Here is a 17,882-nt window from a genome sequence, read left to right as displayed (position 1 = left end):
CCTCATCCCGCAGAGCCCCACCCGCCCGAAAGGACCGTCCCGTGACAGCCGCTCCCGCACCCTCCGCCGACGACTGGTGGCGCGACGCCGTCATCTACCAGGTGTACCCCCGAAGTTTCGCGGACGGCGACGGCGACGGCACGGGCGACCTCGCGGGCGTCCGCGCCGGCCTGCCGTACCTCGCCGAACTCGGCGTCCAGGCAGTGTGGTTCACGCCGTGGTACCTCTCTCCCATGGTCGACGGCGGCTACGACGTCGCCGACTACCGCACCATCGACCCCGCCTTCGGCACCCTCGAGGACGCCGAGAAGCTCATCGCCGAGGCCGCCGAACTCGGCCTGCGGGTCATCGTCGACATCGTCCCCAACCATGTCTCCGACCAGCACGCCTGGTTCCGGGCAGCGCTGGAGGCCGGTCCGGGCAGCCCGGAACGGGAGCTGTTCCACTTCAGGCCCGGCCGCGGTGAGAAGGGCGAACTCCCGCCGAACAACTGGCCGTCGCAGTTCGCCGGGGACACCTGGACCCGGGTCCCCGACGGTGAGTGGTACCTCCACCTCTTCACCCCGCAGCAGCCCGACCTCAACTGGAACCATCCCGCCGTCCGCCAGGAACACGAGGACATACTCCGCTTCTGGTTCGCACGCGGCGTGAGCGGCGTTCGTATCGACTCCGCCGCTCTGCTCGCCAAGCACCCCGGACTCCCGGACTTCGAGGCGGACACCGACCCGCATCCGTACGTCGACCAGGACGAGCTCCACGACATCTACCGCTCCTGGCGGGCCGTCGCCGACGAGTACGGCGGGATGTTCGTCGGCGAGGTCTGGCTGCCGGACGCCGAGCGCTTCGCGCGCTATCTGCGCCCCGACGAGCTGCACACCGCGTTCAACTTCAACCTGCTCGCCTGCCCCTGGGAGCCCGGCAGACTACGCCGCACCATCGACGACACCCTCGCCGAGCACGCCCCCGTGCGGGCCGCCGCCACCTGGGTGCTCTGCAACCACGACGTGACCCGTACGGTGACCCGCTACGGGCGCGCGGACACCGGGTTCGACTTCGCAGCCAAGGCCTTCGGCACCCCCACCGACCTCGCCCTGGGCACCCGGCGCGCCCGCGCCGCCGCCCTGCTCACCCTCGCCCTGCCCGGCTCGGTCTACCTCTACCAGGGCGAGGAGCTGGGCCTCCCGGAGGCGGACGTCCCGCGCGACCGCATCGAGGATCCCATGCACTTCCGCTCCGGCGGCGCCGACCCCGGCCGCGACGGCTGCCGGGTGCCCCTGCCCTGGACCGCCGACGCCCCCCACTACGGTTTCGGCTCGCGCTGCGAACCCTGGCTGCCGCAGCCCGCCGACTGGGCGCGCTACGCCGTGGACCGCCAGAGCACCGACCCGGCGTCCATGCTCACCCTCTACCGCACGGCACTGCGCCTGCGCCGCACCGTCGCGGGCTTCGGCGATGGGCCGCTGACCTGGCTGCCCTCCCCGGACGGCGTCCTCACCTTCGCCCGCCCCCACGGCCTGCTCTGCGTGACGAACCTGTCCGGCAGCCCCACACCCCTCCCGCCCCACACCCGACTGCTCCTGACGAGCGGCCCCCTGGGCCCCGGCGGTACCCTGCCCCACGACACCACGGCGTGGCTGCGCAACTGACCTGCGCCACCGGTAGTTTGGCCCGCATGGACGTGTACGAGTTCCTGGCCCGGCCGCTCGTCGCCCGGGTGGCTGCGGCCGGCCCCTCCGTGCGCCCCGTCTGGTTCCTCTGGGAGGACGGGGCCTTCTGGTGGTTGACCGGTTCGTACTCGCGGCTGGGGCGGATCGTCGCCGGCGAACCGCGGATGGCACTGGTCGTCGACACCTGCGACCTGTCATCCGGGCAGGTGCTCTCGGTGACCTGCCGGGGCACCGCCCTGCTCGTTCCGCTGGACCGCGCGCGGGCGGTGCGCAAATTGACCCGCTACCTGGGTCCCGGCCAGGAGGCGTGGCCGTCGCGCTTCTCCGCCGGGCTCGACGACCCCAAGACGGCGATGGTCCGCTTCACCCCCGACCGTCCGCCGAAGCTCCGGGACCTGTCGTGGTGAGACGGGCACCTCGGACCGTACGGCTCACGCGGTCAGTTGTGCGTGCGCGCAGTGGCCGTCGTCCGCCGGACCCGTACCGCCGTCGCACCGGCTCATCTCGGCCCACACCGCGTCCAGGGAGAGGCCCAGCACGTCTGCGATGGTCGCGATGGTCGGGAAGGCGGGGGTCGCGACCCGGCCCGTCTCGATCTTTCTGAGCGTCTCCGGTGAGACACCTGCGGCGAGTGCGATCTCCAGCATCGAGCGTTCGCCCCGGGCCCGGCGCAGGAGGGTCCCGAGGTGCTGGCCGCGAGCGATGTCGGCGGGGGTGAGCGGCAGTCTGACCATGGCCCCGATTCTAGTACCGGTACAGTTTGACCGGTATAGTTGTTGGAATCGTGAGGAAGCGGCACATGATCGAAATCCTGAATCCCACCCTGCTGGACCGGGCGAGAGTCACCGGCGCCCTGGTGGCGGACATCCTGCACACCCTGAAGAGCCGCAGCGCGGTCGGTACGAACCTGCTGGACATCGACCGGTGGGCCAAGAGCATGATCGCCGAGGCGGGTGCGCTCTCCTGCTACGTCGACTACGCGCCGTCCTTCGGGCGCGGCCCGTTCGGCCACTACATCTGCACGGCCGTCAATGACGCCGTTCTGCACGGCCGGCCCCACGACTACTCGCTCGCCGACGGCGATCTGCTCACCCTTGACCTGGCCGTCTCCAAGCAGGGAATCGCGGCCGACGCGGCCATCAGCTTCGTCGTGGGCGAGGCGCGGCCCGCGGAGAGTGTCGCGCTGATCAGCGCCACCGAACGCGCACTGGCCGCGGGGATCGCCGCCGCCGGGCCAGGAGCCCGTATCGGCGACCTCTCCCACGCCATCGGTACGGTCCTCGGCCAGGCCGGATACAAGATCAACACCGAATTCGGCGGGCACGGCATCGGGTCGACGATGCACCAGGACCCGCACGTCGCGAACACCGGGCGGCCCGGCCGCGGCTACACCCTGCGCCCAGGGCTGCTGCTGGCACTGGAGCCCTGGGTCATGACGGACACCGCCGAGCTCGTCACCGACGCCGACGGATGGACGCTCCGCAGCGCGACGGGCTGCCGGACGGCACACAGCGAGCACACGATCGCCATCACCGAGGACGGAGCCGAGATCCTCACGTTGCCGACGGCATCCCGGCAGTAGGGGCGGCGACAGGTCCGGGAACCGCGTGCTGTGCCCACCCGGCCGGGGCCCAGGGGGGCGAAGTCGTCGGCAAACGGGCACCGTGGGCCCCCTCCGCCCGCACACTGGAGGTATGGACGTCATCCGACGCGGGAGCGAGGTTCTGCGGAACCGAGTGGGCGGTCAGCTGTTTGCCCAGGTGGCGGGCCCGGACGGACCGAAGAACCGGGAACGCATCCATCAGACCCCGGGGCCCCGCTGGTTCGGCCCCGAGCGGCCGATCCGCGTCGTGCACGGGGACGCGGCCATGTTCGTCGGCGGGCTGCGCGCGCTGCTGCTGCAGTCCCTGCATCCGCTGGCGATGGCGGCCGTCGCAGCGCACTCGGGATTCCGGGGCGACCCGTGGGGGCGGCTCGCCCGTACTAGCACGTTCCTCGCCGTCACGACGTACGGCACGGCCGACGACGCCGGGAGGGCGGTCGCGCAGGTCCGCGCGGTGCACGCCCGGGTGACGGGTAGCGCGGAGGACGGCCGCCCCTACCGGGCGGACGACCCGCACCTGCTGGCATGGGTGCACGCGGCCGAGGTGGACAGTTTCCTCGCCGCGCACCAGGCCTTCGGCGCCCACCCGCTGTCCCCGCCCGAGTGCGACGCCTACGTACGCGACACCGCGCGCATCGCCACGGCGCTCGGTGCGGCGCAGCCGCCGCTGGACGTCGAGCAGTTGCGGGGCGTGCTCGACGGGTTCCGCCCGGAACTGCGGGCGACGGCCGCCGCGCGGGACGCCGCCCGCTTCATCGTCAAGGAGCCACCGCTGCCGCGGGCCGTCCGCGTCCCGTACAAGGCGCTGACGGCCAACGCGGTTGCCCTGATGCCCGAGTGGGCGTCATCCGCACTGGGATTGCCCACGGCGCCGCGCTTCCTCACACCGCTGACGGCACCGCTGACGCGCAGGTCGGGGGACGTGGTGACGGGCCTGATCCGCTGGGCGATGGCACCGCCGGCCTCGTCGCGCACACCGCCCGCCCCACCGGGCCCGGACCGGTAGCAGCGGCGTTCACCGCTACTGCAGTGCGTGGACGGCTGCCGCGAACAGCGCGGGCATGCGGGCCGCTCCGGGGGCGACGAGGCGGGCCGTGCCGGGGCGGCGGCTGGCGGTCAGCAGGGCCCCGGTCAGCAGCCGGTGCCGCCGGGTCAGCCGGGCCCAGGCGCGTTCGTACTCCTGGGGCCGCCCGGCGGCCACGCAGCGGACGGCTGCCCCGGCCGTCGCCAGCGCGAGGGCGATGCCCTCACCGGTGAGGGCGTCCACATAGCCCGCCGCGTCGCCCACGAGCAGGACCCGGCCCGCGGTGCGCCGCCGCACCCGCTGCCGCAGGGGCCCGGCACCGCGCACCTGGGTCGCCGCCGGGCCGCTCAGCGACGCGGCCAGAGCCGGGAAGCCCGCCAGGTGCTCCTCGTACCGTCGACGGCTGCGGGTGAGGACCGCGACCCCCACGAGGTCGTCGCCGACCGGTGTCACATAGGCCTCACCGTCCCCGGACCAGTGGACCTCCACGAAGTCCGTCCACGGCTCGACGCGGAAGTGCCTGCGCAGCCCGTACCGGCCGGGGGCGACACCCGGCAGGTCAAGACCCAGGCGGCGGCGCACCGGCGAGTGCAGCCCGTCGGCGGCGACCAGCCAGCGGGCCGTGAGACCCGCTGCGGTGACCGAGTCCGCGCTCTGACGCACCTCACCGACCTTGCCCGGCAGGATCCGCACGCCGACGTCGAGGGCGCGCCGGTGCAGGGCGGCGTGCAGTGCCGTACGGCGGACGCCGAGTCCTGCGGCGCCGCGGAAGGGGGCTTCGACGCGGGTGTTCGCGTCCAGGTAACGGATGCCGCGCAGTTCACGGCCGGGGGCCTCGATGCCCAGGGCCCGCAGCGCGGCGACTCCGCTGGGCATGACGCCCTCTCCGCACGCCTTGTCCACGGGTCCGCTCCGGGGCTCGACGACGACCGCCTCCAGACCGGCGAGCGCGGCGTGGACGGCGGTGGCCAGACCGGCCGGTCCGCCGCCCGCCACCAGGACGTCGATCACCGGGCGGCAGCCGGGTCCGGGGCGGTGGGGGCCACGGTGGCAAGTGCCCGGTTCTCGCAGCGGATACGCACGGTGAGCAGAGCGGCGTTGAGGACCGTGAAGGCGGCCGCGGTGACCCAGGCGGTGTGCACCAGGGGCAGTGCCACACCCTCCGCGACGACGGCCACGTAGTTCGGGTGCCGCAGCCACCGCCACCGGTAGGGGCCGCCTGCCACCAGGGGCAGCCCGGGGACGACGAGCACCCGGGTGTTCCACCGGGGTCCCAGCGTGCGGATGCACCACCACCGCAGCGCCTGGGAGGCCACCAGTACGGCCACCATCGGCCAGCCCAGGGCGGGGAGAAACGGCCGGTCGCCCAGCCACACCTCGGCCAGGCAGCCGGCCAGCAGGCCGGTGTGGAGGACGACCATCGCCGGGTAGTGGCCCTGCCCCGCCTCCACCGCGCCCCGGGCGCGGCTCCACCGCTCGTTGCGGCGGGCGACGACGAGTTCGGCGACGCGCTCGCCCGCGACGGCGGCCACCAGCAGTCCGTACCAGATCATCTGCCCCGAGTCCCTTGTCCGAGTCCTGTACGCATGTCCTTCGGTGCCCGGACTACCAGCGCAGCAGCACGAGTTCACTGGCGAACCCGGGCCCCATCGCCAGCAGCAGACCCGGTGTTCCCGGGGGTGGCCGGTGTTCCGCGAGGGTGTCGCGCAGGACGTGGAGCACCGAGGAGGAGGAAAGGTTGCCTACGTCCGCGAGGTGACGCCATGTCACGTCGAGTGCGCCGTCCGGCAGCCGGAGCGCTTCGGACACGGCCTCCAGGACCTTGGGGCCGCCGGGATGGCACACCCAGGCCGTCACGTCCTCCGGCTTGATCCCGTGGTCGCCGAGGAACCCCTCGACGTCGTCGGCGAGGTACTGGCGCACCACGTCGGGGACCCGCGGGTCCAGGACGACCTGGAAGCCGGTGCTCCCGATGTCCCAGCCCATGACGCGGCCGCTGTCCGGGTACAGGTGGCTGCGGGTGTCCACGATCGTCGGCCCGGCGACCGCGTCCTGCCGCTCCGTGCGGTGTGCGCCGATCCCGTCCGGCTGCCTGGTACGGTCCGCGTCCGGCCGCTCCGTACGGTGCGCGCCCACCGCCACGACCGCGGCGGCGCCGTCGCCGAACAGCCCGGTGGCGACCAGGTTCGCCATGGAGGCGTCGTCGCGCTGGAAGGTCAGCGAGCACAGTTCGACCGACAGCAGCACCGCCACGTGGTCGGGCCTGCCCAGCAGGTAGTCGTGCATCCGGGCCAGACCCGCGGCGCCACCTGCGCAGCCCAGTCCGAACAGGGGCAGCCGCGTGACGTCGGGCCGCAGTCCGAGCCGGCCGACCAGCCGTGCGTCGATCGAGGGCGTGGCGATACCGGTGACCGAGGTGAAGACCAGCAGGTCCACATCGGTGGGGGCCAGACCGGCGGCGTCCAGGGCGTCCCGGACGGCCTCGGCGCCCAGGTCGGTGGCGGCGGCGATGAAGACGTCGTTGGAGGCGCCGAACCCGTCGAGCTCGGCGTACTGGCCGAGAGGCAGCGTCATGTGACGCGACGCGACCTTCGCGCTGCGGTGCAGCCGGTCCAGGACCCGGCGGTCGGCCCCCTCCGGCAGACAGGTGCGGGCCACCATGTCGGTGATCTCGTGCTGGGGGTGACGGTGCGGCGCGAGGGCACCGCGGACGGCTGCGATCCGGGTCATACGGTTTCCCGTCTGGTGCCTGTAGGGACTGGGGGACTGGACCGGGGGATTGCGCGGGCAGGTCTGCAAGAGACTGAAGAGGGCCGAAGAAAGACAGATAGTGACCGAATACGACTGACTCCTGCTGTGCACGTGTTCCCCGGTCCGGGACTTCGACACCCCGTGATCCCCCGTCCGGCCGCCAGGCCCTACGGCGCGATGCCCCGGCCGGGCGGGCCGGGGCGCATACGATCGGCCGGATGGGAACTCGTGAGCAGTCGACGGACGGCGGCCCGGCCGTGGGCAGGATCGTTTGGCTGGGCGGCCTGGCCGGGTCGTGCCACCCGGGTCCCGTCGTGGCGGTCACCGTCCTGATGACCGCGCTGGCGGCGACCGCGGGCCAGAGCGCCGCGCGGGTGGTGCTGACCGGCGCCGCCGTCCTGACCGGCCAGTTGTCCGTCGGCTGGTGCAACGACGCGTTCGACGCGCGCCGGGACACCAGCGCCGGCCGCCGGGGCAAGCCCGTCGTCGACGGCACGGTCGGTGTGCGGCAGGTGTGGGTGGCCGCGTACGCCGCGCTGGCGCTGTGCGTACCCCTGTCCCTTGCCTGCGGCCTGTGGGCGGGCGCCGTTCACCTGGCCGGTGTGGCGGGCGCGTGGGCGTACGACCTGCGCCTGAAGGCGACGGTCTGGTCCTGGGCGCCGTACGCGCTGGGCTTCGCCGTCCTTCCGGCCTTCGTCGCGCTGGGCCTGCCGGGGCAGCCGTGGCCGGCCTGGTGGCTCGTCACGGCCGGGGCGCTGCTGGGCGTGGGCGCCCACCTGGGTGATGTGCTGCCGGACATCGGCGGGGACCTGGCGACAGGGGTACGCGGCTTGCCGCACCGACTGGGCCGGACCGGTACACGACTGCTGCTGCCGGTGCCGCTGGTGGCCGCGTCCGCCGTTCTGGTGCTGGGCCCCGCCGGAGCCCCCGGCGGGTGGGGAGTCGCGGCGCTCGCGACGACCGTACTGCTCGCGGTGGCGGGCACGGTGCTGGGCCGCCGCAGGGAGCGGCTGGCCTTCGCGGCGGCGGTCGCGGTGGCCGTGGTCGACGTGGCGTTGCTGCTGCTGCGCGGCAACGGGATTGCGTGACCGTGCGACGGCGGGCATGCGGGCGGCCCGCGCGGCGGGCGGCCCGCACGGTCCCGGCACGTCAGCCGGGGGATACCGGCGGTTGGTGACGGGCAGTCATCGTCGTTCCCCAAGGCGGCGGTTCACCTCCCGCAGCAGGCGGTTGCGGCCGCGCAGGGGGACGGTCCACAGGGGGTGACCCTGGATCGCCCAGCGGGCCAGGAGTGCGTTCGCGGCGAGCATGCCGCTGGTCGCGGCGCGTTCCATCAGTGCCACGGGCAGCCCGGTGCGTACGAGGTCACCGGCGACCATCAGGTGGGGGTCGCTCGTGCGCACGGTGGGCCGGCTCTCGTAGCCCCCCACCGGGAACAGCGGGCAGTCGGCACGCCATTCGTGCCGCTGGTCGACGATCCGCGCACCACGCGTCTCGGGATAGACGGTGTGCAGCTGGTCGACGAGGCGGCGCTGCTCGGCGGCGCGGTCCGCGTTCTCGCCGACGGCGTAGGCGTGCAGTTCGACGACCGAGCCCCCCGTCCGGCGCGACCAGCGTGCCGCCTCCCCCTCCCAGCGCTCCAGGACGCTGACGTTGTCCAGGCCGCCGTAGCCGCTGGTGCCCAGGAACCCCGCACGGTGGGGAGCCACCGGGCGCTCCAGCCACAGGCGGGAGACCAGGAAGGGCGGAGCGGTCCGCAGCTGCGCGACGTGATGGCGCCACAGCCCGTCGCCGAGACCGGGACTGCTCCGGACCACGCCCTGGAGCCCCGTGGTGTCGAGAGCCAGGACACAGGCGTCGAACTCCCGCTCCCGGCCTGTCGCGTGCACCCGGAAGCCGCCCGCGGGTGTCGGTGCGACGCGCTCGACGGGCTCGGCCGTGCGCACCTCCGCGCCCAGACGCTCCAGGAAGGCGCCGAGCGGGTCCCACAGTGCTGCGGGGAAGGGTTCGTCGGGGACGTCGAAGAGAAGCCCCTCGGCGGAGCCCAGGAAGTAGATGTGGAACATCAGCACCATCTCGGCCGCGGAGAGATGGCGCGGATCGGCGAAGAAGCTGCGGGAGAAGACCTCGAACGCCAGGTGGTGGGCGGCCTCCGGGAAACGGACCGAGGCGAGGAAGTCGTGCGCGCTCACCGAGTCCAGACGGTGGTACACCTCTGGCACACGTACGTCCATGAGGGGAAGGGCCGCGGCCGCGTCCAACCGCGGCAGGTCGCGCAGAGCGAAGGTCGGGCTGGCCAGCGCGAACCCCAGCGCACTCCAGGGCGGTGTGCGCGGAACGCGCCGGAAGCTGTCCCTGAGCCCGTCGGCGTGCCACAACGGATAGTCAGCAAGCGGTGTCAGGCGTTCCAGGTGCGGGTCCGTGCGGCGCATGAGGGCCCGCAGGTTGTAGTACTGGCGGAAGAAGGCGTGGAAGCCCCGGCTCATCGTCACGGCGGAGCCGTCGCCGAGGGTGGTGGGCCAGCCGGCCAGCCGTCCGCCCAGGCTCGGCTCCCGTTCGAACACGGTGACCCGTACGCCGCGTTCGGCCAGGGCGGTCGCCGCCGCGAGCCCCGCGATGCCGCCGCCCACGACCGCCACGGCGGGAGGTGTGTCCGCGGCCCTCGGCGCTCCCGCCCGCGCGGGGAGGAAGTGCGCCTGCCGGTCCCTGCCACCCGGCGGGGTGCGCGTGGTGCCCGCGCGCCTCACGTCCGCGCCACCGCACCCGGCACCTGCGCCGCGAAGGTGTGGGCGATGCCCGTCTGCCAGCCCGGTAGGGGCAGGACCCGCACCCGTTCGAAGCCCGTACGGGTCAGCCGGGCGGCGAACGCGTCCGCCGTGTCGAACTCGACCACGCTGCGCCACAGATGGCGGTACAGGGCCCCGTCGCCGAGAGCGGACGTGACCGGCAGCAGCGCACCGCAGACCCCCGACCACAGGAGCCTGTGCCGCCGCTTCCCGCTGAGGGTGTACTCGTGCACCGCGAGCCGCCCGCCGGGCGCCAGCACGCGGCGCACCGAGGTGAGCACCGCGTCGGGATCGGCCGTGTTGCGGAAGAGGTACGCGGCGAACACGGCGTCGAACGGCCCGTCCACCCCGGCATCGCCCAGCGTCTCGGCCGCCGTACGGACGAAGGAGACACGCGCGGGCCAGGGCTTGGCGGCCGCACGCTCCAGCATGCCCCGGGAGGCGTCCACGGCGGTGATCTCCGCGTCCGGCAGGGCCGCCAGGAGTGCGGCGGTCGAGGCACCCGTACCGCAGCCCAGGTCCAGGACGCGCAGGCCGCGGCCGCGGTCCGGCAGTCCCAGCCGTCTGGCCGAGCGCCGCAGGTGGGCGTGGTAGCCGGGGTTGGCCGCCACCAGGGCGTCGTAGCTGCCGGCGGCGTGGTCGAACGCGCGCGCCAGTGGTGCATCACGCAGGGTCGGCATCGTTCTCCTGACGAAGGGGCGGGGCGGGGCGGCGGTTGCGGGGCGACGGGAGCACCCGTCAGGGCAGTGCGGGGGGACGGGAGCACCCGTCAGGGCGGTGCGGGGTGACCGGCGGTCCTCGTCAGGGCGGTGCGGGGCGACGGGCGGCATCCGGCAGGGGCGGTGCGGGGCGCCGTGGACGCGACGGCAGCTCCAGGGCGCTGCGCAGCATCGGCCCGACGGGAGCACGCAGGCCGACCGCGAGGTCCTGGAGCAGGGAGGTGTCGCCGTCGAGAAAGCGCAGCAGACGCGCCGTGGGCACCTCCGAGAACAGCCGGGTGAAGAAGGCGTCCCCCTCGATACGGCCCTGCGCCAGCCCGTGCAGCAGGACCGCGTCCATCGCGCGGGAGCGCCGTGAGTGCGGAGCGGGCGGTACGGGGTCGTGCCCGTCGTGCAGGGCGCGTGCCACCGCCGTCGCCTGCCGCTGGATCGCGGAGAACGTGTACCCGGTGGCGGGCCGGGTCGCCCCGCCCGCCGCACCGATCCGGAAGACCGAGGGGCCACTCCTGCGCGCGAACAAGGCGTCCGTCATGGGGATGACACCGTGCTCCGTCGCCTCGACGGCGTAGTCGCGCACACCCAGGGTCCGCTCCAGGTAGCTCCGCAGCGCGCGGTCGTAGTCCTGGTCGGCGAGCACGGACGAGGAGAACTGGGTGTACTCGACCAGAGCCGTGTGCGTGCCGGTCGCCAGCACGTAGCCGAAGGCCAGCCCCCGGCGCGGCTGCGGGGTGCGGAAGTCCATCAGCTCCACGGACGAGGGGTCGAACACCGGCCGCGGGGTGCGGACGAACCAGCCGCGGAAGTGCTGGAGGAGCGTCGTACGGGCGGGAGGCAGGCTGCCCAGCGGGCGGGAGTCGAACACCCAGCGTGCCGAGAGCGTCCGGGACCCGCCGTCGGCGGTGCGCAGGACCACGCGGGCGCCGTCGGCGGCGCCCTCGATGGTCTCGACCGTCCCGTCCAGGCGGGTGAACCCGGGGTGCCCGGCGAGCCGTTGGCCGACCAGACGCACGAAGTCGTCGGAGCGGATCATCTTGTACCGCATCGGGTCGATGGAGCCCTCCACGAGCCGCCCGTCCGGGCCGTGCAGGCGCACCGTCGACCACGAGGCGGTGACGGCGGCGTCGTACCGGCCGGGCCCCTCCTCCCAGAAGCACCAGGTGCGCGGGGGCGGCCGCAGCGGGCCGGGCGGGGGATCGATGAGGGCCACGCTCGGGGACCGGGCGCCGGTGAGGGCACCGAGCCGGTCGGCCAGCGACAGTCCCGCCGCCCCCGCGCCGATGACGGCCACGTCCACCCGTTCCACGCTTCTCCTCCCGTTCCTCCCGTATCGACTATCGACTATCGACACCTGCATCGATTTCTGCGTCGATTCCTGCATCTGTTCGCCTGCCCTGGGAACCCTCCTACCCGGGTGGCGATCTGTGATGTGCGCCACGCTGGTCCGGGCGGGGCAACCCGGGCCCCTTCTCCTCCGGGGAGGGCGGGCCCATTGCTCCGTTTGCCGCCCCGGAACGCATCGGACCACGTCGGGGGAGGGAATCAGGGAGGGAAATGGCCTTGCACCGTCGTCCCAGCCGAGCCGACCCCACAGGAGTAGCCATGCCCCCCGACGAGGCAGCGGGAGCAGCCCCGGCGGAACGTGCGGTGCCCTCGGCGTCGCCGGACCACGGTCCGCCGCCACGGGGTACCGACCACGGCCCGCTGCCGCGCACCGGCTGCGCGGACGCACCACCCGCGCCGAGCGTGGGCGAGACCGATGCCGACGTGCCGGGCGCCGTCCGGCTGCGCCTGGAAGCAGTGCTCGCCCGGCGGGTGGCGGGTGCCCGTGCGGTGGACGAGACGTTCGGACGTGACGTGGCGGAACGCGTCGCACGGTTCACGCTCGTCGGAGGGCAGCGGATCCGGCCGCAGTTCCTCTGGTGGGGAATGCGGGCCTGCGGGCCGCCGGGAAGCGAACAGGCCGACGACGCACTCCGGCTGGGCACGGCGCTGGAACTCATCCAGACCTGTGCACTGATCCACGACGACATCATGGACGCGGCACCCGTGCGGCGCGGCGAGGCCGCCGTGCACGCGGCCCTCGCCTCCCAGTACGTCGCAGGACCGGGCTACGTCGCAGGGCCGGGCTACGTCGCAGGGCCGGGCTACGTCGCAGGAGCGGGCCACGTCGCTGGACCGGGTGCGCCCGCCACTCGTTTCGGTGAATCGGCGGCGATCCTCGCCGGGGACCTCGCCCTCGCCTGGGCGGACGACGAGCTCACGGCCCTCGACCTGCCGCCGCACCGGGCCCGGAGCGTGCGCGACGTGTGGGCGCAGATGCGCATGGAGATGGTGGCCGGGCAGTACCTCGACATCCACGGCGAGCTCACCGGGGCCAGGTCCCCCGGGCGGGCCATCCGGGCCGCCGTCCTCAAGACGGCCCTCTACACGGTGGTGCGTCCCCTCCAGCTCGGCGCCCTGCTCGGCGGCGCGGACCCGGACCTCCAGCGGGCGCTGTGCACGGCGGGCCGCTGCGCCGGGCTCGCCTTCCAGCTCCGCGACGACCTCGACGACCTCTTCGAGGGCCCCCGCCCCCGGGGCAGGCCCGCCGGGGCGGACGTACGGTCCGGGAAACCCACCTACCTCGCCGCTGTCGCACAGGCCCGTGCGGAGGCGGACGGCGACCACCGCGCCCTGGCAGTCCTACGGCACTGCGTGGGGCGCGCCGACCTCGACGACGGCGGACTCGACGAGGTACGCGACGTCTTCACCCGCACCGGAGCCGCCGCGGCCGTCCGGGACAAGATCGGCCGCCTGCTCGCCCAGGCAGTGCGCCGTCTCGGCTCGGCCCAGGTCGACCCGGTCGCCCGCGCGCGTCTGCTCGGCCTGATGCACGCCGCGGCAGGCTCACCGGCAGGTTCCGCCCCGCACGCCCTGGACCGTCCGAGTGCTGCGCGGGCGGCCGGACCGCCCCCGGCCGTCGAAGGAGCATGCCCGTGAAGACCGTGCCCGGGCGCACCGACCACGTCGTCGTCGTGGGCGCGGGGCTGTCCGGCCTCGCCGCCGCACTGCACCTGCTGGGCGCCGGACGCCGCGTGACCGTCGTCGAACGCGACGCGACCCCGGGCGGCAGGGCCGGGCGCCTGACCCGGGGCGGCTACCACTTCGACACGGGACCGACCGTCCTGACCATGCCCGAGCTGGCGGACGAAGCCTTCGCCGCGGTCGGCGAAAGCCTCTACGACCGGGTCGAGCTGATCCCCCTGCATCCCGCCTACCGGGCCTCGTTCGCGGACGGCAGCAGTCTCGACGTCCACACCGGGGCGGAGGCCATGCAGCAGGCGGTCGAAGACTTCGCGGGCCCCGATGCGGCCGCCGGCTACCGGCGGCTGCGCAGCTGGCTGCACCGCCTCCACCGCGCGCAGATGAACCACTTCATCGACACCAACTTCGACTCGCCCCTCGCGCTCCTGACACCCGACCTGGCACGCCTCGCGGCGCTGGGCGGCTTCGGCCGCATGGACAAGCAGATCGGACGGTTCATCAAGGACGAGCGGCTGCGCCGGATCTTCACCTTCCAGGCGCTGTACGCCGGGGTGCCGCCCGCCCGGGCCCTCGCCGCCTACGCGGTCATCGCCTACATGGACACCGTCGCCGGTGTCCACTTCCCGCGCGGCGGCATGCACGCCCTGCCGCAGGCCATGGCCGACGCGGCCGAGCGGGCCGGGGCCGATCTGCGGTACGGGCGCACCGTCACCCGCCTGGAACGCAGCGGGGGCCGGGTGAGCGCCGTGCTCACCGCAGACGAGCGCATCGCCTGTGACGCCGTCGTCCTCACCCCCGACCTGCCCGTCGCCTACCGGCTCCTGGGACGGCCCCCGCGCCGCCCCGTGCCCCTGCGCCACGCGCCCTCCGCGGTGATCCTGCACGCAGGAACGGACCGCACCTGGCCGCAACTGGGCCACCACACCCTCTCCTTCGGCCGCGCCTGGCACGAGACCTTCGACCAACTCACCCGCCACGGCACGCTGATGAAGGATCCGTCCCTGCTCATCACCCGGCCCACCGCGACCGATCCGGCCCTCGCCCCGCCCGGCAAGCACCTGCACTACATCCTGGCCCCCTGCCCCAACACCGACATCGGCCCCGGCCCCGCACAGTGGGCCGACCTCGCTCCCCGGTACCGGGCGGAACTCCTCACCGAACTCGAACGCCGCGGCCTCGACGGGATCGGCTCGTCGATCGAGGAGAGCGACTTCGTCACCCCGGCCCACTGGCACGCCCAGGGGCACGCCGCGGGCACCCCCTTCTCCGCCGCCCACACCTTCGCCCAGACCGGGCCCTTCCGCCCCCGCAACCTCGTCCGCGGCACCGAGAACGCGGTCCTGGCGGGCTGCGGAACCACCCCCGGAGTCGGCGTGCCCACCGTGCTGCTGTCGGGAAAACTGGCCGCCGCCCGGATCACGGGACCAGCCGCCGCCCGGAGCACGGGGCCGGCCGCCCGGAGCAAGGGACCAACCACCGCCCGCACCTCGCCCCGTCCGCCCCACCGCACCGGAGGTGCGTCGTCTTGACCGTCCGTGAACTCGACGCCGCAGCCGTCACCGACCCGGCCCTGCGCGCGGCCTACACCCATTGCAGGCAGCTCAACGCACGGCACGGCAAGACCTACTTCCTCGCCTCCCGGCTGCTGTCCGCCGACCGCCGCTGCGCCGTGCACGCCCTGTACGGCTTCGCGCGCTGGGCGGACGACATCGTCGACTCCCTCGACGGAACGAGCGCGGACACCCGCGCCGCCGCACTCGAACGTCTCTCCCGGCAGCTGGAAACGGGACTGCGCGGCGGCCACAGCGACGAACCCGTCGTGCACGCACTCGCCGACACCGCGGCCCGCTACGCCATCGACCACCGGCACTTCACCGACTTCCTGGCCGCGATGCGCGCCGACCTGTCCGTGACGGACTACCCCACGTACGCGGACCTGCGCCGCTACATGCACGGCTCGGCGGCCGTCATCGGCCTGCAGATGCTTCCCGTACTCGGTGCCGTCGTCCCCCGGGCCGAGGCAGCACCGCACGCGGCGGCACTCGGCGTGGCGTTCCAGCTCACCAACTTCCTGCGCGACGTCGGCGAGGACCTCGACCGAGGACGCGTCTACCTGCCCGCCGACCTGCTGCGGTCCCACGGCATCGACCGGCACACGCTGCAATGGAGCAGGCACACCGGCCGCGGCGACGTCCGCATCACCCGGGCCCTGAAGGACTTCGAGGCCCTCACGCGCGACGTGTACCGGCAGGCGGCCCCGGGGATCGCGATGCTGTCCCCGGTGTCCCGCCCCTGCATCCGGACCGCCTTCGTGCTCTACGGCGGGATTCTCGACGCCGTCGCCCGCGACGGCTACGCGGTGCTCCACCGACGGGCGGTGGTACCCCGCCGACGTCGCACCACCGTGGCCGCCGACGGCCTGGTCCGGGTGGTGTACGCCCGGATCCGCCACGCCGCAGCACCGGGCGGCGACGTGCTTCCCGCACGCCCCCTCGCCGCGACCCGGTGCGCCCCCGTCCCTTCCCGCACACGGCCGGAGGCAGTGTGACACCCCGTCGGCCCCGCTTCCCGCTCACCTGGCGCAGGCACCCCGTGAGCTGGGAACGTCAGCACCCCACCTGGCGCGAAGCCCGCCCCGCCGTGATCGACGCCGCGCTCGGGCGGGCACAGCAGCGGCCCTGCGGCAACTGGTACGTGGTGGGCGCGAGCCGTGACGTACCGGCCCGGGCGCCCGTCGGACGTACCGTGGCCGGCCGCGAGATCGTCCTGTGGCGCGACGCCGACGGACGGGTGGCCGCGGCCCCGGGCGCCTGCCCCCACCTGGGCGCGCCGCTGAAGGACAGTTCGGTGCGCTGCGGGGTGCTGGTCTGCCACTGGCACGGCATGGCGCTCGGCGCGAAGGAGGTGCCGGGGCGGCGGCCGTTCCCCTCGTACGACGACGGAGTGCTCGTCTGGGTGCGGCTCGACGCGGCCGGCGGCGGCACGCCGCTCGACGAGCCGGTGATCCCGCGGCGCCCGGACCCGGGCCGCTCCGTCAGCGCGGTCTACACCGGCGTGGGCAGCTGCGAGCCCGAGGACATCGTGGCGAACCGGCTCGACCCCTGGCACGGGGCGTGGTTCCACCCCTACTCGTTCGTCGATCTGCGCGTCACCGGCAGTCCCCGGCACGCGAAGGACCCGGACGCCTTCGTCGTCGAGGTCTCCTTCCGGCTGACCGCCAGGATCGTCGTACCGGTACGCGCCGTGTTCACGGCACCGGGGCCGCGCACCGTCGTCATGCACATCGTGGACGGCGAAGGACAGGACTCGGTCGTCGAAACACACGCCACACCCCTGACCCCGCCCGGGCATCACGCGCCACGGACCGCAGTGGTGGAAGCCGTGGTCGCCACCTCCGACCGGTCGGGCTTCGCGGCCGCACAACGCGCCGCACCCGTACTGCGCCCGCTGATGCGCACGGCGGCACGCCGCCTGTGGCGCGACGACCTCGCGTACGCCGAACGGCGCTGGCAGCTGCGCTCCCCGCACACGCAGCCACCGCGATGACCGGGCCGTCCCCCGCATCGGCCGCCGCCACACCGCGCGGGACGCATGCCGGCCGCGGGGCCGGGGACCAGGACCGCACACATGGCGCACCGCACACATGGCGCGACGACGGGAGCATGATGCCGGAACCGATGAGCGACGGACACCACGGCGCCGGCCCTCACCACCTCCACGCCCCCGGCAGGTCCCGGGCCGCCCGCCGCGCCGCGGGAATCCCGGGTCTGCTGGGGCTCCTCGCCGTCTGCTTCGCCGTGGCGGGCCTGGGCGCCCTCGCCTCGGCCGACGCGGGCACGGTCTACCAGTCCCTGGACAGGCCCTCCTGGGCACCGCCGGGATGGCTCTTCGGTCCGGTGTGGACCGTCCTGTACGCCACGATCGCGGTCGCCGCGTGGCTGGTGCTGCGCCGCCCCAAGGGCTCTCCCCGTACGGCGATGGCGTGGTGGGCGGTCCAGCTCGCCCTCAACCTCGCCTGGACCCCGCTGTTCTTCGCGGCCGGCGAGTACGGGTTCGCCTTCCTCGACATCTGCCTGCTGCTGGCCGCCCTGGCGGTCACGGTGGTGGCCTTCGCCCGGCACCGCAGGAGCGCGGCCCTGCTGCTCGTCCCGTACGCGGCCTGGGTCACGTTCGCCGCCGCGCTGAACCTGTCGGTCTGGCTGGCCAACACCTGAGGCGGGGCGGGCTCGCGGAGGAAGCGCTGTACGCGGACACGCCGGTGCGCCGCCGGGCCGGCGGCGCACCGGCAGCTGATGGGTTCGGGGTCAG

The 17,882-nt window shown here is 74.1% G+C and carries 17 protein-coding genes; 10 read left to right on the top strand and 7 right to left on the bottom strand.

Features of this window, described 5'->3' with window-relative positions; all coding sequences use genetic code 11:
- Positions 1-41: 41 nt before the first annotated feature.
- Together ACFWVV_RS07805 and ACFWVV_RS07800 are read left to right on the top strand one after the other, a co-directional pair.
- A complete protein-coding gene (locus ACFWVV_RS07805) occupies positions 42-1,646 on the top strand; it encodes an alpha-amylase family glycosyl hydrolase (protein WP_384356430.1) in 1,605 nt (534 codons plus the stop codon).
- Between the two features lie 26 nt (positions 1,647-1,672).
- Positions 1,673-2,074, top strand: coding sequence for a pyridoxamine 5'-phosphate oxidase family protein (locus tag ACFWVV_RS07800; protein WP_384356427.1), 402 nt, complete (start codon positions 1,673-1,675; stop codon positions 2,072-2,074).
- 24 nt (positions 2,075-2,098) lie between these two features.
- Here ACFWVV_RS07800 and ACFWVV_RS07795 read toward each other — a convergent pair whose 3' ends face one another.
- On the bottom strand, positions 2,099-2,401 hold the full coding sequence (locus tag ACFWVV_RS07795) for a helix-turn-helix transcriptional regulator (RefSeq protein ID WP_384356424.1): 303 nt from the start codon (positions 2,399-2,401) through the stop codon (positions 2,099-2,101).
- A gap of 65 nt (positions 2,402-2,466) precedes the next feature.
- On the opposite strand from ACFWVV_RS07795, the gene map reads away from it, so the two are divergent.
- Positions 2,467-3,249 carry a type I methionyl aminopeptidase gene (gene map, locus ACFWVV_RS07790; protein ID WP_384356421.1) on the top strand — a complete coding sequence of 261 codons (783 nt, stop codon included), beginning with the start codon at positions 2,467-2,469 and terminating at the stop codon, positions 3,247-3,249.
- Positions 3,250-3,361: 112 nt separating this feature from the next.
- Positions 3,362-4,276, top strand: a complete 915-nt coding sequence (locus ACFWVV_RS07785) for an oxygenase MpaB family protein (protein ID WP_384356418.1) — start codon at positions 3,362-3,364, stop codon at positions 4,274-4,276.
- Positions 4,277-4,291: 15 nt separating this feature from the next.
- Here the strand turns inward: ACFWVV_RS07785 and ACFWVV_RS07780 are convergent, their stop codons facing one another.
- The 3 genes from ACFWVV_RS07780 to ACFWVV_RS07770 are packed head-to-tail and all read right to left on the bottom strand — an operon-like array spanning position 4,292 to position 7,024.
- Positions 4,292-5,305 (bottom strand): NAD(P)/FAD-dependent oxidoreductase, encoded by a 1,014-nt coding sequence (locus ACFWVV_RS07780; protein WP_384356415.1) that lies wholly within the window; start codon positions 5,303-5,305, stop codon positions 4,292-4,294.
- Positions 5,302-5,847 (bottom strand): isoprenylcysteine carboxyl methyltransferase family protein, encoded by a 546-nt coding sequence (locus tag ACFWVV_RS07775; protein ID WP_384356412.1) that lies wholly within the window; start codon positions 5,845-5,847, stop codon positions 5,302-5,304. The genes ACFWVV_RS07780 and ACFWVV_RS07775 overlap by 4 nt, the downstream gene beginning before the upstream one ends.
- A 52-nt stretch (positions 5,848-5,899) precedes the next feature.
- Complete coding sequence (locus tag ACFWVV_RS07770) at positions 5,900-7,024, bottom strand: type III polyketide synthase (protein WP_384356409.1); 1,125 nt, start codon at positions 7,022-7,024, stop codon at positions 5,900-5,902.
- Positions 7,025-7,263: 239 nt separating this feature from the next.
- Between ACFWVV_RS07770 and ACFWVV_RS07765 the strand changes: the two genes are divergently transcribed.
- The gene (locus ACFWVV_RS07765; protein ID WP_384356406.1) at positions 7,264-8,133 is read left to right on the top strand and encodes a UbiA family prenyltransferase; all 870 of its coding nucleotides are present in this window, start codon (positions 7,264-7,266) and stop codon (positions 8,131-8,133) included.
- A 96-nt stretch (positions 8,134-8,229) separates the two neighbouring features.
- Here ACFWVV_RS07765 and ACFWVV_RS07760 read toward each other — a convergent pair whose 3' ends face one another.
- The 3 genes from ACFWVV_RS07760 to ACFWVV_RS07750 form a co-directional block, all read right to left on the bottom strand.
- Positions 8,230-9,792 (bottom strand): FAD-dependent oxidoreductase, encoded by a 1,563-nt coding sequence (locus ACFWVV_RS07760; RefSeq protein WP_384356403.1) that lies wholly within the window; start codon positions 9,790-9,792, stop codon positions 8,230-8,232.
- Complete coding sequence (locus tag ACFWVV_RS07755) at positions 9,789-10,511, bottom strand: methyltransferase domain-containing protein (protein ID WP_384356400.1); 723 nt, start codon at positions 10,509-10,511, stop codon at positions 9,789-9,791. Before ACFWVV_RS07755 ends, ACFWVV_RS07760 begins: the two co-directional genes overlap by 4 nt.
- A 121-nt stretch (positions 10,512-10,632) precedes the next feature.
- Positions 10,633-11,853, bottom strand: coding sequence for a lycopene cyclase family protein (locus ACFWVV_RS07750; RefSeq protein WP_384356397.1), 1,221 nt, complete (start codon positions 11,851-11,853; stop codon positions 10,633-10,635).
- Between the two features lie 296 nt (positions 11,854-12,149).
- Between ACFWVV_RS07750 and ACFWVV_RS07745 the strand changes: the two genes are divergently transcribed.
- The 5 genes from ACFWVV_RS07745 (at position 12,150) to ACFWVV_RS07725 (ending at position 17,788) form a co-directional block, all read left to right on the top strand.
- On the top strand, positions 12,150-13,529 hold the full coding sequence (locus ACFWVV_RS07745; protein ID WP_384356394.1) for a polyprenyl synthetase family protein: 1,380 nt from the start codon (positions 12,150-12,152) through the stop codon (positions 13,527-13,529).
- Positions 13,520-15,103 carry a phytoene desaturase family protein gene (gene crtI, locus ACFWVV_RS07740; protein WP_384356391.1) on the top strand — a complete coding sequence of 528 codons (1,584 nt, stop codon included), beginning with the start codon at positions 13,520-13,522 and terminating at the stop codon, positions 15,101-15,103. Before ACFWVV_RS07745 ends, crtI begins: the two co-directional genes overlap by 10 nt.
- A complete protein-coding gene (locus ACFWVV_RS07735) occupies positions 15,100-16,122 on the top strand; it encodes a phytoene/squalene synthase family protein (RefSeq protein ID WP_384356388.1) in 1,023 nt (340 codons plus the stop codon). Before crtI ends, ACFWVV_RS07735 begins: the two co-directional genes overlap by 4 nt.
- A 44-nt stretch (positions 16,123-16,166) precedes the next feature.
- Positions 16,167-17,120 carry a DUF5914 domain-containing protein gene (locus ACFWVV_RS07730; RefSeq protein ID WP_384356385.1) on the top strand — a complete coding sequence of 318 codons (954 nt, stop codon included), beginning with the start codon at positions 16,167-16,169 and terminating at the stop codon, positions 17,118-17,120.
- 131 nt (positions 17,121-17,251) lie between these two features.
- Positions 17,252-17,788 carry a TspO/MBR family protein gene (locus ACFWVV_RS07725; protein ID WP_384356382.1) on the top strand — a complete coding sequence of 179 codons (537 nt, stop codon included), beginning with the start codon at positions 17,252-17,254 and terminating at the stop codon, positions 17,786-17,788.
- Positions 17,789-17,882: the final 94 nt, after the last annotated feature.

Source organism: Streptomyces sp. NPDC058663, assembly GCF_042716745.1.
Taxonomy (GTDB): Bacteria; Actinomycetota; Actinomycetes; order Streptomycetales; family Streptomycetaceae; genus Streptomyces.
This window is presented reverse-complemented; position numbering and strand designations above follow the sequence as displayed.

Bases quoted from the DNA above. Each gene is read 5' to 3' on its own strand.
- ACFWVV_RS07765 (WP_384356406.1), top strand. From the start codon at position 7,264: ATGGGAACTCGTGAGCAGTCGACGGACGGCGGCCCGGCCGTGGGCAGG.
- ACFWVV_RS07785 (WP_384356418.1), top strand. From the start codon at position 3,362: ATGGACGTCATCCGACGCGGGAGCGAGGTTCTGCGGAACCGAGTGGGC.
- ACFWVV_RS07725 (WP_384356382.1), top strand. From the start codon at position 17,252: ATGAGCGACGGACACCACGGCGCCGGCCCTCACCACCTCCACGCCCCC.
- ACFWVV_RS07745 (WP_384356394.1), top strand. From the start codon at position 12,150: ATGCCCCCCGACGAGGCAGCGGGAGCAGCCCCGGCGGAACGTGCGGTG.
- crtI (WP_384356391.1), top strand. From the start codon at position 13,520: ATGCCCGTGAAGACCGTGCCCGGGCGCACCGACCACGTCGTCGTCGTG.
- ACFWVV_RS07775 (WP_384356412.1), bottom strand. From the start codon at position 5,847: ATGATCTGGTACGGACTGCTGGTGGCCGCCGTCGCGGGCGAGCGCGTC.
- ACFWVV_RS07770 (WP_384356409.1), bottom strand. From the start codon at position 7,024: ATGACCCGGATCGCAGCCGTCCGCGGTGCCCTCGCGCCGCACCGTCAC.
- ACFWVV_RS07755 (WP_384356400.1), bottom strand. From the start codon at position 10,511: ATGCCGACCCTGCGTGATGCACCACTGGCGCGCGCGTTCGACCACGCC.
- ACFWVV_RS07800 (WP_384356427.1), top strand. From the start codon at position 1,673: ATGGACGTGTACGAGTTCCTGGCCCGGCCGCTCGTCGCCCGGGTGGCT.
- ACFWVV_RS07795 (WP_384356424.1), bottom strand. From the start codon at position 2,401: ATGGTCAGACTGCCGCTCACCCCCGCCGACATCGCTCGCGGCCAGCAC.
- map (WP_384356421.1), top strand. From the start codon at position 2,467: ATGATCGAAATCCTGAATCCCACCCTGCTGGACCGGGCGAGAGTCACC.